Origin of the sequence: Cupriavidus pauculus (assembly GCF_008801835.1) — a bacterium.
Classification (GTDB): domain Bacteria; phylum Pseudomonadota; class Gammaproteobacteria; order Burkholderiales; family Burkholderiaceae; genus Cupriavidus; species Cupriavidus pauculus.
The window spans coordinates 168,035-180,148 of the sequence record NZ_VZOW01000009.1 but is presented as its reverse complement, the minus strand read 5'-3'; the positions used below and the strand labels follow the sequence as shown (position 1 = coordinate 180,148).

Annotated in this window: 13 protein-coding genes and 1 pseudogene; 13 read left to right on the top strand and 1 reads right to left on the bottom strand. The window is 65.9% G+C overall.

Going from position 1 to position 12,114, the window contains the following annotated elements:
• The 4 genes and pseudogenes from F7R19_RS12670 to xerC all read left to right on the top strand — a co-directional run.
• Positions 1 to 262, top strand: a pseudogene (locus F7R19_RS12670) (penicillin-binding protein 2); the annotation flags it as partial.
• A gap of 12 nt (positions 263 to 274) precedes the next feature.
• Positions 275 to 1,417, top strand: a complete 1,143-nt coding sequence (rodA, locus tag F7R19_RS12665) for a rod shape-determining protein RodA (protein WP_061959838.1) — start codon at positions 275 to 277, stop codon at positions 1,415 to 1,417.
• Between the two features lie 115 nt (positions 1,418 to 1,532).
• Positions 1,533 to 2,204 (top strand): DUF484 family protein, encoded by a 672-nt coding sequence (locus F7R19_RS12660; RefSeq protein ID WP_061959837.1) that lies wholly within the window; start codon positions 1,533 to 1,535, stop codon positions 2,202 to 2,204.
• A 13-nt stretch (positions 2,205 to 2,217) separates the two neighbouring features.
• Positions 2,218 to 3,288 carry a tyrosine recombinase XerC gene (gene xerC / locus F7R19_RS12655; RefSeq protein WP_150980892.1) on the top strand — a complete coding sequence of 357 codons (1,071 nt, stop codon included), beginning with the start codon at positions 2,218 to 2,220 and terminating at the stop codon, positions 3,286 to 3,288.
• Between the two features lie 143 nt (positions 3,289 to 3,431).
• On the opposite strand, the gene F7R19_RS12650 is transcribed toward xerC, so the two are convergent.
• Positions 3,432 to 4,388 carry a transcriptional regulator GcvA gene (locus F7R19_RS12650; RefSeq protein WP_061959835.1) on the bottom strand — a complete coding sequence of 319 codons (957 nt, stop codon included), beginning with the start codon at positions 4,386 to 4,388 and terminating at the stop codon, positions 3,432 to 3,434.
• 192 nt (positions 4,389 to 4,580) lie between these two features.
• Here F7R19_RS12650 and F7R19_RS12645 point away from each other — a divergent pair, with 192 nt between their 5' ends.
• The 9 genes from F7R19_RS12645 to pcp all read left to right on the top strand — a co-directional run bounded on the left by F7R19_RS12645 (position 4,581) and on the right by pcp (position 12,085).
• Complete coding sequence (locus tag F7R19_RS12645; protein WP_150980891.1) at positions 4,581 to 4,949, top strand: DUF2917 domain-containing protein; 369 nt, start codon at positions 4,581 to 4,583, stop codon at positions 4,947 to 4,949.
• Positions 4,950 to 5,057: 108 nt separating this feature from the next.
• A complete protein-coding gene (gene lipB, locus F7R19_RS12640; protein WP_150980890.1) occupies positions 5,058 to 5,783 on the top strand; it encodes a lipoyl(octanoyl) transferase LipB in 726 nt (241 codons plus the stop codon).
• Between the two features lie 64 nt (positions 5,784 to 5,847).
• Positions 5,848 to 6,837 (top strand): lipoyl synthase, encoded by a 990-nt coding sequence (gene lipA / locus F7R19_RS12635; RefSeq protein ID WP_061959841.1) that lies wholly within the window; start codon positions 5,848 to 5,850, stop codon positions 6,835 to 6,837.
• Positions 6,838 to 7,215: 378 nt separating this feature from the next.
• A complete protein-coding gene (gene pxpB, locus F7R19_RS12630; RefSeq protein WP_061959832.1) occupies positions 7,216 to 7,866 on the top strand; it encodes a 5-oxoprolinase subunit PxpB in 651 nt (216 codons plus the stop codon).
• Complete coding sequence (locus F7R19_RS12625) at positions 7,863 to 8,882, top strand: 5-oxoprolinase subunit C family protein (RefSeq protein WP_061959831.1); 1,020 nt, start codon at positions 7,863 to 7,865, stop codon at positions 8,880 to 8,882. The genes pxpB and F7R19_RS12625 overlap by 4 nt, the downstream gene beginning before the upstream one ends.
• Positions 8,883 to 8,923: 41 nt before the next feature.
• Entirely contained in the window at positions 8,924 to 9,664 is a 741-nt protein-coding gene (gene pxpA, locus F7R19_RS12620; protein WP_150980889.1) for a 5-oxoprolinase subunit PxpA, read from the top strand.
• 54 nt (positions 9,665 to 9,718) lie between these two features.
• A complete protein-coding gene (locus F7R19_RS12615) occupies positions 9,719 to 10,465 on the top strand; it encodes a DUF969 domain-containing protein (RefSeq protein ID WP_061959829.1) in 747 nt (248 codons plus the stop codon).
• 3 nt (positions 10,466 to 10,468) lie between these two features.
• Positions 10,469 to 11,419, top strand: a complete 951-nt coding sequence (locus F7R19_RS12610; protein WP_061959828.1) for a DUF979 domain-containing protein — start codon at positions 10,469 to 10,471, stop codon at positions 11,417 to 11,419.
• A gap of 9 nt (positions 11,420 to 11,428) precedes the next feature.
• Positions 11,429 to 12,085, top strand: a complete 657-nt coding sequence (gene pcp, locus F7R19_RS12605) for a pyroglutamyl-peptidase I (RefSeq protein WP_150980888.1) — start codon at positions 11,429 to 11,431, stop codon at positions 12,083 to 12,085.
• Positions 12,086 to 12,114 lie beyond the last annotated feature (29 nt).

Below are 12,114 nucleotides of genomic sequence, written 5' to 3'. Positions count from 1 at the left end.
GGTGCCGGCCGCGCGCGCCGCATCGGACTCGATCGCGGCACAACTCGATCCCGCCGCGATTGCCCCCGCATCGGCCGAGGTGACGCTGGACGCGCGCATGCTGCAGGCGTTGGGGCACAGCAAGCCGCCCGCGTCGGCGCCCAGCGCGCCTGCGCCGCGCGCCACTCCGGCGTCGGCGCCCGCGCCCAAGCCGCGCGCCAAGCCGGCCAAACCCGTCAACGTTGCCGAGGCCGATGCGGCCCGCAACCGCACTTCAGAATAAAGGAGACGCGCCATGGATAAGCGTCGCGTCCTTTCGGTCATCAAGACGGCCCTCGCGGGCTTCGACAAGCCGCTGGCCCTGATCGTCTTCCTGCTGTTCGCCACCGGAATCGTGGCGCTGTACTCGGCCGCGATCGACATGCCGGGCCGCGTCGAGGATCAACTGCGCAACATCCTGCTGTCGTACGCGGTGATGCTGGTGATCGCCTACATGCCCACGCAACTGCTGATGCGCATCGCCGTGCCGCTCTATACGGTGGGCGTGGCGTTGCTGATCGCGGTGGCCATGTTCGGGCTGATCCGCAAGGGCGCGCGGCGCTGGCTGAACGTCGGCATGGTGATCCAGCCATCGGAGATCATGAAGATCTCGATGCCGCTGATGCTGGCGTGGTACTTCCAGAAGCGCGAGGGCGTGATCAAGTGGTTCGACTTTGTCGTCGCGCTGATCATCCTGGGCATTCCGGTCGGCCTGATCGCCAAGCAGCCCGACCTCGGCACCGGCCTGCTGGTGCTGGCCGCCGGCCTGTATGTGATCTACTTCGCGGGGCTGTCGTGGAAGATCATCCTGCCGCTGCTGGCTGTTGGCGTGCTCGCCATCACGTTGCTGATCAGCTACGAGAGCCAGATCTGCGCCCCCGGCGTGAGCTGGCCGGTCCTGCACGATTACCAGCAGCATCGCGTCTGCACGCTGCTCGATCCCACCACCGACCCGCTGGGCAAGGGCTTCCATACGATCCAGTCGATCATTGCGATCGGCTCGGGCGGCGTGACCGGCAAGGGCTGGCTCAAGGGCACGCAAACTCACCTGGAATTCATCCCCGAAAAGCACACCGACTTCATCTTCGCGGTGTTTTCGGAGGAATTCGGTTTGATCGGCAATGCGATGCTGCTGGTGCTGTACCTGCTGCTGATCTTCCGCGGGCTTTATATTGCGGCGAATGCGCCGACATTGTTCTCGCGGCTGCTGGCCGGATCGATCACGCTGATCTTCTTCACCTATGCCTTCGTGAACATGGGTATGGTGAGCGGGATCCTGCCGGTGGTGGGCGTGCCGTTGCCGTTGCTGAGCTATGGCGGCACCGCGCTGGTGACGCTGGGCATGGGCATCGGCATCCTGATGAGCATTTCGCGTCAGAAGCGTCTGATCCAGACCTAGCCGCGCCGACGCGCCTGCCGGTGGCCCGCGCGGGCGCGCACAGGGACCTCGCAGTCCGCAGGTGGCGTCTTTGCTACACTGCCAACCAAAAAATCGATCCGTACCGGTAGAAGCCATGAATGCCCAAGACGTCGCCGCTTATCTGCAGAGCAACCCCCAGTTCTTCGAGGATCACGCCGAGCTGTTGGCCACGGTGCAACTGACCAGCCCGCACAGCCATCGCGCGGTGTCGCTGCAGGAGCGCCAGATGGAAATCCTGCGCGAAAAGAACAAGGGCCTGGAGCTGAAGCTGGCCGATCTGGTGCGCCACGGTCACGAGAACGATCGCACGCAGCAGCGCATGCACGCGTGGCAATTGCGCCTGCTGGCCGAAGCCGATTCGCACGCGCTGCCCTATGCGGTGCAGGACGGCCTGCAGCAGGTGTTCGACGTGCCCGCGGTGGCGCTGCGGCTGTGGAATGTCGGCGAGGCGTTTGCCCATATCGAGGTGGCGCAGGGCGCCAGCGATGATCTGCGCCTGTTTGCCGAAGGACTGCGCGCGCCGTATTGCGGCGCCAATGCCGGTTTCGAGGCGGCCAGCCTGCTGGAGCACGACGATATCGCGTCGATCGCGATGGTGACGCTGCGCGTGCCGGCAAGGCCCGGCGATGAAGCGCTTGGCGCGGCGTTCGGCCTGCTCGTGCTGGGATCTCCCGAGGCGCGGCGCTTTCATGAAGGCATGGGCACCGCCTATCTGGCGCAGATCGGCGAAGTGGCCGGCGCCGCGCTCAATCGCCTGCGCGACTGACCTGCCGCATCTCATGCGCAAACGCCAGCCAGGTCGCAGCAAGGCCGACGCGGATCGCGAATCCGTCGCCCGGCCCGCACCCGATCCGCTGGTGCTGCGCTATCTGGACTGGCTGGCCACCAATCGCAAGCTGGCCCAACACACCCTCACAAGCTACGCCCACGATCTTGCCGTGCTGCAGGAATCGGCGGCGCGCCTGGCAGCCGGCGTGCCGCTGCTATCGCTGGAAACCCGTCACATCCGCTCGTTTGCCGCACGTCTGCACGGTGGCGGGCTTTCCGCTCGCACCATTGCGCGCACGCTGTCCGCGTGGCGCGGGTTCTACCTCTGGGCCGCACAGCATGGCCATGGCGTTGCGGCCAATCCGGTCGACGGGGTGCGCGCGCCTAAGCGCGGCCAGCCATTGCCCAAGGCGCTGTCGGTGGAGCACGCGGTGGCGCTTGTCGCGCATCGGCGCGGCGACAACGTCGAATCGATCCGCGACCAGGCGGTATTCGAGCTGTTCTATTCGAGCGGATTGCGGTTGTCGGAGCTGACGCAGCTGGACGTCCGCTATACGGAAGACGGCGAGTATCGCTCCAGCGGCTGGCTGGATCTGCGCGGCGCTGAAGTCACGGTCATCGGCAAGGGGTCGCGCCGCCGCACGGTGCCGGTCGGCAGCAAGGCCGTCGATGCCCTGCAGGCCTGGCTCAAGGTGCGCGACAGCCTGCTGCCCCCGAATGCATTGCCCGAAGACGCACACGCGCTGTTCCTCGGCACGCGCGGCCGGCGCCTGTCGGGCAGCACGGTGCAACAGCGCATCAAGCAACAGGCGCTGGCCGCCGGCGTGCCCAGCGACGTGCATCCGCATATGTTGCGGCATTCGTTTGCCACCCACGTCCTGCAATCGTCGGGCGACCTACGCGCCGTGCAGGAAATGCTCGGCCACGCCAGCGTGTCGACGACCCAGGTCTATACGTCGCTCGATTTCCAGCATCTGGCCAAGGTCTATGACCGCGCCCATCCCCGGGCGGGCAGGGCGAAGGCTCCGAACAAGCGCGCGTCAGAGACGGTCGACGACGCGGACCCCGATGAAAGCGCCTAGCAGCCTGTAGAGCGCGACGTTGCGTGCGGCGCGGTGCGCGTCGCTATCGCGCAGGCGCCGCAGATGGGTGCCCAAATGGAAAGCGACGGCGCGGCGGCGGGACGGAAGCCGACGGAACCGTGAACGCCGCCTTTCTCAGGCTTTCAAGTCCACTGCGAAAGAATGTTCCTGAATCGCTCCATCTCGGGCAGCAGCCAGTGGCGAAAGGCCTGTACTTTCGGCGTTTCCAGGCTGGCATGGGTGCAAACGAAGTGCAGCAGCCATGGACAGGGGATGCTGACGTCGAATAGGCGCACGACGCGGCCGGAGAGCAGATCGTTGTACGCCAGCGACGAGCGGATCAGGGCGATGCCCTGGCCTTCGGCGGCGGCCTGCAGGAGCAGCGACGAATCCTGCAGCAACAGGCCCTTGGTGGGCTCCTGCCAATCGAGCCCGGCCGCTTCGAACCACGGTTTCCATGGATCGCCCTCACCGCGCAGCAGCGGCATGCCGGCCATGTGCGCGGGCAGCTCGGGCAGGCGTCCGCCGTTGAAATTTGGGCTGCATACCGGAAAAAACACGTCGTCGAGCAGACGCTCCACGTAGAGCCCCGGATACTGCCCGCCGCCCATGCGCAAGGCGACGTCCACTTCCTCGGCGCCGAAGTCGACGAGCGTATTGGACGACAGCAGTTCCACCTCCAGCTCCGGATGCTGTTCGATAAAGCTGCCGATGCGCGGCGTGAGCCAGCGCGCCGCGAACGACGGCATGGTGCTGATCGTCAGACGTTTCTCGCGATTGCTGGCCTGCAGCGCGCGCGTCGCGTCGGCAATCTGCAACAGCGCGTCGCGCACACGTTCGGCGTAGAGGCGGCCATTGGTGGTCAACATCACACGCTTGCCGCGCCGCTCGAATAGCAACTGGCCCAGTTCCTCTTCGAGCGCGCGCATCTGGTGGCTGACCGCGCCGTGGGTGACGAATAGTTCGGCGGCCGCGCGCGAGAAGCTCTCGTAACGCGCGGCGGCTTCGAAGGTGCGCAATGCGGCCAGCGCCGGAAGGCGCGGAAATTCGCGCTTCCAGCTTTTTGGCTCGTCCGGATTCCAGGCGCCGCTCCAAACCATGATGACCTCGTCTATGTGAGATGGGCTAACAAGACGCAAGAATATATATCGTTTTGATAGCCGTGGGGGAGTCACTAGAATTCACTTCACCGGAACCGCCAAACAAAGCCCCAAACTGTGCTGGTCCAATGACTAAGCCAGTCTCGGTAACACCGACAAACAGCGCGCGTCCGGGCCTACGGAGAAACCATCATGCAAACCTTGCTCACAACGACCGTCTTTTCGCTGAACCCCGGCGAAGTCACCGCGCTGTCCATGCACGCTGCCCAGCGTCTGTTCGTGGAAGACGCGAAAGGTGTGGACGTGTGGGTGACGCGTGAAAATGATTCCGAGGATTACTGGCTGCGCTGCGGCTGCAGCCTGCTCCTCAAGCGTGGCGATGAAATCGTCCTCAGCATCGATCCGCGTGCAGCCGGCCCGGTGCGTCTGGCGCTGATCGCCGAGACGCGCCGTCCGGCGCTGACGCTGGCCGACGTGCCGCATCTGGTGGCGCGCGCCGCGCGGCGTCTGGTTCGAGGCACCGAATGGACGCCGGGGCAGGACAAGGTTCACGTCTCCTGAAGACGCGCGGCGGCAGGTCCGGCTGGTCTGGCCGCCGCCCGACAAGAACCCATGAGCGGGCCGGTCCGACGTCAGCGCGGGCCGGCCCTTTTCGTTACACTCTCGGCCATGCATCCGATTCAAGTCATCGATCAGGGACGCCAGCCGTATGAGCCCTGTTTCGACGCCATGCGGGCTTTCACGGCCGCACGCACATCAGAAACGCCCGACCAGATCTGGCTGGTCGAGCACCCGCCGGTCTTCACGCTCGGGCAGGCCGGCGATCCGTCGCACCTGCTGGCGCCGGACGACGCGATTCCAGTAGTGAGGATCGATCGTGGCGGACAGATCACTTATCACGGTCCTGGCCAAGTGGTGGCCTATCTGCTGCTGGATCTGCGCCGCCGCCACCTGATGGTGCGCGAGCTGGTCCACGATATCGAGCAGGCAGTGCTGGACACGCTCGCGGCGTATAATCTCGCAGCCGAACGCAAGCCCGGCGCCCCCGGCATCTATTTGTCCGACGGTCCGCACCAGGGCGCCAAGATTGCCGCGCTCGGCCTCAAGATCCGCAACGGCTGCAGCTATCACGGTGTCAGCCTCAACGTGCAGATGGACCTGAACCCGTTCCTGCGCATCAATCCCTGCGGCTATGCCGGGCTGGAAACAGTCGACATGGCCAGCGCGGGCGCCACCTTCACGGCGGCGGACGATGCCGGCGCGGCGCCGCTGCCCGTCACCGCGGCACAACAACCCGAAGTCGCACAACGCCTGGCGGCGGCCCTGTGCGCGGTCCTGGCAGCGCGCGAGGCGCGGGTGCAGGCCCACGGGAATGCCGCTGCCGAGGCCGCCTGACCATGGCACGCCCGGCCCCGAATCAACGCCCAACATGCACGCGGCTGCGCGTGCGGAGAACAGTATGAGCGACGCCCTGATCGCTACGTCCAGCGAAGCCCCGCAATCCCCCGAGTACGACGCCACCAAGAAGCAGAAATCGGCCGAGAAGACCGCGCGCATTCCAATCAAGATCGTGCCGGCCGAAAAACTCAAGAAGCCCGACTGGATTCGCGTCAAGGCCGCCACCGGCAACTCGCGCTTCTACGAGATCAAGGACATCCTGCGCGCCAACAATCTCGTCACGGTGTGCGAGGAAGCCAGCTGCCCGAATATCGGCGAATGCTTTGGCAAGGGTACGGCCACGTTCATGATCATGGGCGACAAGTGCACGCGCCGCTGCCCGTTCTGCGACGTCGGCCACGGCCGTCCCGATCCGCTGGACGTGAACGAGCCGGGCAACCTGGCGCGCACCATCGCACAGCTCAAGCTCAACTATGTGGTGATCACCAGCGTCGACCGTGACGATCTGCGCGACGGCGGCGCCCAGCATTACGTCGATTGCATTTCGCAGACGCGCGCGCTGTCGCCCAACACGCGCATCGAGGTGCTGGTGCCCGATTTCCGCGGCCGCCTGGACAAGGCGCTGGACGTGCTGCAGCAATCGCCGCCCGACGTGATGAACCACAACATGGAAACCGTGCCGCGCCTGTACAAGCAGGCGCGTCCGGGCGCCGACTATGCGCATTCGCTGAAGCTGCTGCAGGAATTCAAGCGCCGCCATCCCGATGTGCCGACCAAGTCGGGCCTGATGGTGGGTCTGGGCGAAACCGACGAGGAAATCCTCGAAGTCATGCGCGACATGCGCGCGCACGACATCGACATGCTGACCATCGGCCAGTACCTGGCGCCGTCGAACCACCACTTGCCGGTAATGCGCTACGTCCATCCGGACACCTTCAAGATGTTCGAGGAAGAGGCCTACAAGATGGGCTTCACGCATGCCGCGGTGGGCGCGATGGTTCGCAGCTCGTATCACGCCGATCAGCAGGCGCATCAGGCCGGATTCGCCTGAGCCCTTCATCGCCTTCGCATCGACGCCAACCGGCCGGGTCATCCCCGGCCGGTTTTGTTTTGTGCGCACGCTTTTGTCACGGCCGCGCGAAGCTCGCGGTAAATGTCTCGTCGCCCGCTTTCACGCGGCTTTCTTTGCGAGCGATATATCGATCACTTTGTCCCCGTTGTGGCGCGATCTTGTCGACAACGGTGCATAACTACCTAGGGACAACCCCGAGTGCCGGGCATTGGCATGTTTCGATAATATGAATTTATCGATAAATCGTTGATGAAATCCGATTGAGTCACTTCGGGTTCCTCGGCGAATTCGCTCATCGTTCCGGTGGCGCCTACACTGCACTGGAACGTTGTCCGCCCCCCCAACGCGAGCCCGCCCATGCCTCAATGCACCGTTCATCGTCTGGCCGAACAGGCGCTGCTGTACAGCGTCGCGCCGCCCGCATCGCTGGACGTCCAGCGGCGCATCTGGGCCATGGCGGAACGCGCCGCCGACTGGCGCGGCGTGGTGGATGTGGTGCCGGGCATGAATAACCTGACCGTTGCCTTTGACGAAACGGCCGATGTGGCCGCGCTGGAGCGCAATCTGAAGCTGGCGTGGGCGTCTGGCGAAACCCGTAACACAACCGGCAAGCTTGTCGAAATCCCTGTGCGTTACGGCGGCGAATTCGGGCCGGACATTGCCGACGTGGCCGCGCACACGGGGCTGTCGCCCGAAGAAGTGGTGCGTCGCCACGCCGCGGGCGAATACGTGGTGTATTTCCTCGGTTTCCAGCCGGGCTTCGCCTATATGGGCGGGCTGGCGCCCGAACTGGCCACGCCGCGCCGCCGCGAGCCGCGCCTGGCCGTGCCCGCCGGCGCGGTCGGCATCGGCGGCGAGCAGACCGGCATCTACCCGGCCGTGCTGCCCGGCGGCTGGCAGTTGATCGGGCGCACCGATGCGCAACTGTTCGTGGCGGACCGCGATCCGCCATCGTTGTTCGCCCCTGGCGATACCGTGCGATTCGTGGCCGAGGAGGTCCTGTTGTGATTGAAATCATTCGTCCCGGCGCACAGGCGTCGGTGCAGGATCTGGGCCGTGTCGGATTTCGCCGTTTCGGCGTAGGGCGCTCCGGCGCCGCCGATACGCTGGCGCTGCGCGTCGGCAACCGTCTGCTCGGCAATGACCCGAACGCCGCCGCCATCGAATTCACGCTCGGCCGCGCCTCGCTGCGCTTCAATGTCGACATGCGCGTGGCGCTGACCGGCGCCGAATGCAGCGCCAACCTCGATGGCGTGCCGGTGTGGTCGTGGCACGCCTTCGACGTGCGTCGCGGAGAAACGCTGACGCTGCCGTCGCCGCGCGGCGCGACGCGCACCTACCTGTGCGTGGCCGGCGGTATCGACGTGCCGCTGGTGATGAATTCGCGCAGCACCGATCTCAAATCCGCCTATGGCGGCTTCGAGGGCCGCGTGCTGCACGAGGGCGATTGCCTGCCCGTCGGGCGCCCGGGCATTGATGCCGCGCAAGACTGGGTTGGCGTGGCGGCCCCAGCATGGGCGCTTTCCGCAAATCGCGCAGGCAACGCGCTGACGATCCGCATGCTGGCCGGCCCCGAATATCCCGATTTCGACTCCGCATCGCAGGCCGCGCTGTGGGCGTCCGAATGGACCATCACGCCGCAAAGCAACCGCATGGGCCTGCGCCTGCAGGGCCCGGCGCTGGCCCGGCGCGCGGACCGCTCGGGCGACTTGCTGTCGCACGGCGTGGTGCCCGGCGTGATGCAGGTGCCGCCGAACGGCCAGCCGATCGCGCTGATGAGCGATGCGCAGACCACCGGCGGCTATCCCAAGATCGGCACCGTGATCGGCGCGGATCTCTGGCGCCTGGCGCAGGTGCCGCTGGGCGCCAGCGTGCGCTTCCAGCAGGTGACCATCGAAGAGGCCGCCGTCGCGCAGGCCGAAGTGGACCGCTATCTGCGCCAGATCGACCAGGCGCTGCGCTGGCAGGGCGACGGCATGCCGATTGCCGCGCGCCGCCGCACCACCACGCGCTGTGTCGCGTGAATCACCGAATTCCTACGCCCCCTACCTCCGGAGAACGCTCCATGCAAATCGACCTGAACGCTGACCTTGGCGAAGGCTGCGGCAACGACGAAGCGCTGATCAAGCTGATCAGTTCGGCCAACGTGGCCTGCGGCTGGCACGCTGGCGACGCCGCGACGATGCTGCAGACGGTGAAATGGGCGCTGGCCAATGACGTGGCGATCGGCGCGCATCCGAGCTTTCCCGATCGCGAAAATTTTGGCCGCACCGAAATGCAACGCGATCCCGAGGCGGTCTACGCCGACGTGCTGTACCAGATCGGCGCGCTGGCCGCGATCGTGCGGGCGCAGGGCGGGCAACTCTCGCATGTGAAGCCGCACGGCGCGCTCTACAACATGGCCGTGCGCGATGCCAAGCTGTGCGACGCCATCGTGCGCGCGGTGGGCGACTTCGATTCCGACCTGGTCTTCTTCGGACTGGCCAACAGCCAGATGATCACCATGGCGCGCGAAGCGGGGTTGCGCGTAAAGGAAGAAGTGTTCGCCGACCGCGGCTACAACCCCGACGGCACCCTCGTCAAGCGCGGCACGCCGGGCGCGCTGCATGACGACGAAGAGGTGGCCCTGAACCAGACGCTGTCGATGATCCGCGACCGGCAGGTGCGCGCGATCGATGGCACCTGGGTACCGATTCGCGCCGAAACCGTGTGTCTGCACGGCGACGGCGCCCACGCGCTTGCCTTCGCACGCCGCATCCGGGATCGGCTCGGCGCGGAAGGCATCGCCATCCGGGCCGGCAACTGACGGGCGACGCCCTGCGGCGCTGGTTTGCTCCACCAACAATATCGGGTCTGTCCTATGGAATCGGCTGTCAATCTTTGGCCCCTGCTCGGGGTCGGTGTCATCATTCTGGGTTTCGTACTGCGCTTCAATCCCATGCTCGTGGTGGCGGCCGCCGCCATCGCTACGGGGCTTGCCGCGTCGATGCCGGTCACGCAGATCTTCACCGCCATCGGCACGGCATTTGTGAAAGCGCGCAACCTGCCGCTGATCATCCTGCTGCCGCTGGCCGTGATCGGCCTGCTGGAACGGCACGGTCTGCGCGAGCATGCGCAGGCGTGGATTTCGCGCATCGCATCGGCCACGGTCGGCCGCCTGCTGATCGTCTACCTGGCCGTGCGCGAGTTGACCGCCGCGGTGGGGCTGACAAGTCTCGGCGGCCATCCGCAAATGGTGCGGCCGCTGCTGGCGCCGATGGCCGAAGGCGCTGCCGAGAACAAGTTCGGCAAGCTGCCCGAGCCGGTGCGCCAGCGCGTTCTGGCGTTTTGCGCCGCCACCGATAACGTCGGCTTGTTTTTCGGCGAGGACATCTTCGTTGCGTTCGGCGCCATCGCGTTGATGCACACGTTCCTGCTATCGTCGAACATCGATGTGGAACCGTTGCATATCGCCGTGTGGGGCATCCCGACCGCGATCTGCGCGTTCCTGATCCACGCCGTGCGTCTGAAGCGCCTGGACGGCTGGCTCGCGCGCGAGCTGGGCGGCGGGCAGGCTGCGGCCACCTCCGCGACGCAAACTGCGCCGGCTGCGGCCAAGGGAGAGTAAGCCATGATTATCTCGATCGAATACCTGTACTGGCTTGCCGGCTTGATCCTGCTGATCACGGCGCTGATGACGTTCACGGACAAGACGCATCCGCGTCGGCTGTCCACCGGGCTGTTCTGGCTGCTCTACGCGATCATCTTCCTGATTGGCGACAAGATTCCGCCGGCAATCGTCGGCGTGGCGGCGGTGGTGATGGCGCTGATCGCCGGGTTTGGCGGCGTGGGCCACGGCAAGCATGGCACGCTGCCCGAAGCGGAACGGCGCGCCAGCGCCACGCGCCTGGGCAATAAGCTGTTTATCCCGGCCTTGCTGATCCCGCTGGTCACGGTGCTGGGCACGGTGCTGTTCAAGGACGTGAAGATTGCCGGCCTGGCGCTGCTCGATCCGAAGAACGTCACGTTTGTATCGCTTGGCGTCGGTTGCCTGGTGTCGCTGCTGGTGGTGTGCTGGCTCACACGCGACACCGTGACGCAAAGCATGCGCGAGTCGCGCCGGCTGATCGAATCGCTGGGCTGGGCGCTGGTGCTGCCGCAGATGCTGGCCATGCTGGGGCTGGTGTTTGCCGATGCCGGTGTGGGCAAGGCCGTGGCGCACCTGACCACGTCGTACATCAACATGGACTTCAAGCTGGTGGCCGTGACGGTGTACTGCGTCGGCATGGCGCTGTTCACCGTCATCATGGGTAACGGCTTTGCCGCGTTCCCGGTGATGACGGGCGGCGTCGGCGTGCCGATCCTGGTCGGCATGTTCCACGGCAATCCGGCCGTGATGGCTGCCATTGGCATGTTCTCGGGCTACTGCGGCACGCTGATGACGCCGATGGCCGCCAACTTCAACATCGTGCCTGCCGCGCTGCTGGAGCTGGAGGACAAGAACGCCGTGATCCGCGCGCAGGTGCCCACTGCGCTGGCCATTCTGGTCGCCAACATTTTCCTGTTGTACTTCCTGATGTAAGGAGCCGCCATGCCTGGCCGCACTGTCCTGCTCACCGGCTTCGAGCCGTTCGAACAAGAACCGATCAATCCGTCATGGGAGGCAGTGCGCGCGCTCGATGGCGAGCGCGTTGGCGATGCGACCATCGTCGCGCGCCAGCTGCCTTGCGTGTTCGGCAAGGCCATCGACGTGATGGCGGCGCTGGTGGCGGAGGTGTGTCCCGATGTGGTGATCGCGGTGGGGCAGGCGGGTGGACGTACGGAAATGTCGATCGAGCGCGTGGCGATCAATGTCGACGACGCGCGCATTGCCGACAACGCCGGCGCGCAGCCCATCGACGCCGCCATTGCGCCCGCCGGCCCCGCCGCCTATTTTTCCTCGCTGCCGATCAAGGCGATCGTGCGGGACATGCGCGCGGCCGGCGTGCCCGCCATGGTGTCGCAGACGGCGGGCACCTTCGTCTGCAATCACGTGTTCTACGGGCTGATGCATACGCTGGCGCAGCCCGGCGTAGCGGCCGTGCGCGGCGGCTTCATTCATATTCCCTATCTGCCCGAGCAGGCCGCGCGGCATCCGGGCGCGCCGAGCCTTGCGCTCGATACGCTGATTGCCGGGCTGCGCGTGGCCGTCGCCACCACGCTGACGACACAGGCCGATATTCGCGAGCAGGGCGGGCAGTTGCACTGAGCGGCGCGTACCGCCATGCAGCAGGCACC

What these genes read in the sequence shown, in the direction of transcription:
- lipB (WP_150980890.1), top strand. Translation starts at nt 5,058, where the DNA reads ATGCATCCGATTCAAGTCATCGATCAGGGACGCCAGCCGTATGAGCCC.
- xerC (WP_150980892.1), top strand. Translation starts at nt 2,218, where the DNA reads ATGCGCAAACGCCAGCCAGGTCGCAGCAAGGCCGACGCGGATCGCGAA.
- F7R19_RS12645 (WP_150980891.1), top strand. Translation starts at nt 4,581, where the DNA reads ATGCAAACCTTGCTCACAACGACCGTCTTTTCGCTGAACCCCGGCGAA.
- lipA (WP_061959841.1), top strand. Translation starts at nt 5,848, where the DNA reads ATGAGCGACGCCCTGATCGCTACGTCCAGCGAAGCCCCGCAATCCCCC.
- pxpA (WP_150980889.1), top strand. Translation starts at nt 8,924, where the DNA reads ATGCAAATCGACCTGAACGCTGACCTTGGCGAAGGCTGCGGCAACGAC.
- F7R19_RS12610 (WP_061959828.1), top strand. Translation starts at nt 10,469, where the DNA reads ATGATTATCTCGATCGAATACCTGTACTGGCTTGCCGGCTTGATCCTG.
- F7R19_RS12660 (WP_061959837.1), top strand. Translation starts at nt 1,533, where the DNA reads ATGAATGCCCAAGACGTCGCCGCTTATCTGCAGAGCAACCCCCAGTTC.
- pxpB (WP_061959832.1), top strand. Translation starts at nt 7,216, where the DNA reads ATGCCTCAATGCACCGTTCATCGTCTGGCCGAACAGGCGCTGCTGTAC.
- F7R19_RS12650 (WP_061959835.1), bottom strand. Translation starts at nt 4,388, where the DNA reads ATGGTTTGGAGCGGCGCCTGGAATCCGGACGAGCCAAAAAGCTGGAAG.
- rodA (WP_061959838.1), top strand. Translation starts at nt 275, where the DNA reads ATGGATAAGCGTCGCGTCCTTTCGGTCATCAAGACGGCCCTCGCGGGC.
- pcp (WP_150980888.1), top strand. Translation starts at nt 11,429, where the DNA reads ATGCCTGGCCGCACTGTCCTGCTCACCGGCTTCGAGCCGTTCGAACAA.
- F7R19_RS12615 (WP_061959829.1), top strand. Translation starts at nt 9,719, where the DNA reads ATGGAATCGGCTGTCAATCTTTGGCCCCTGCTCGGGGTCGGTGTCATC.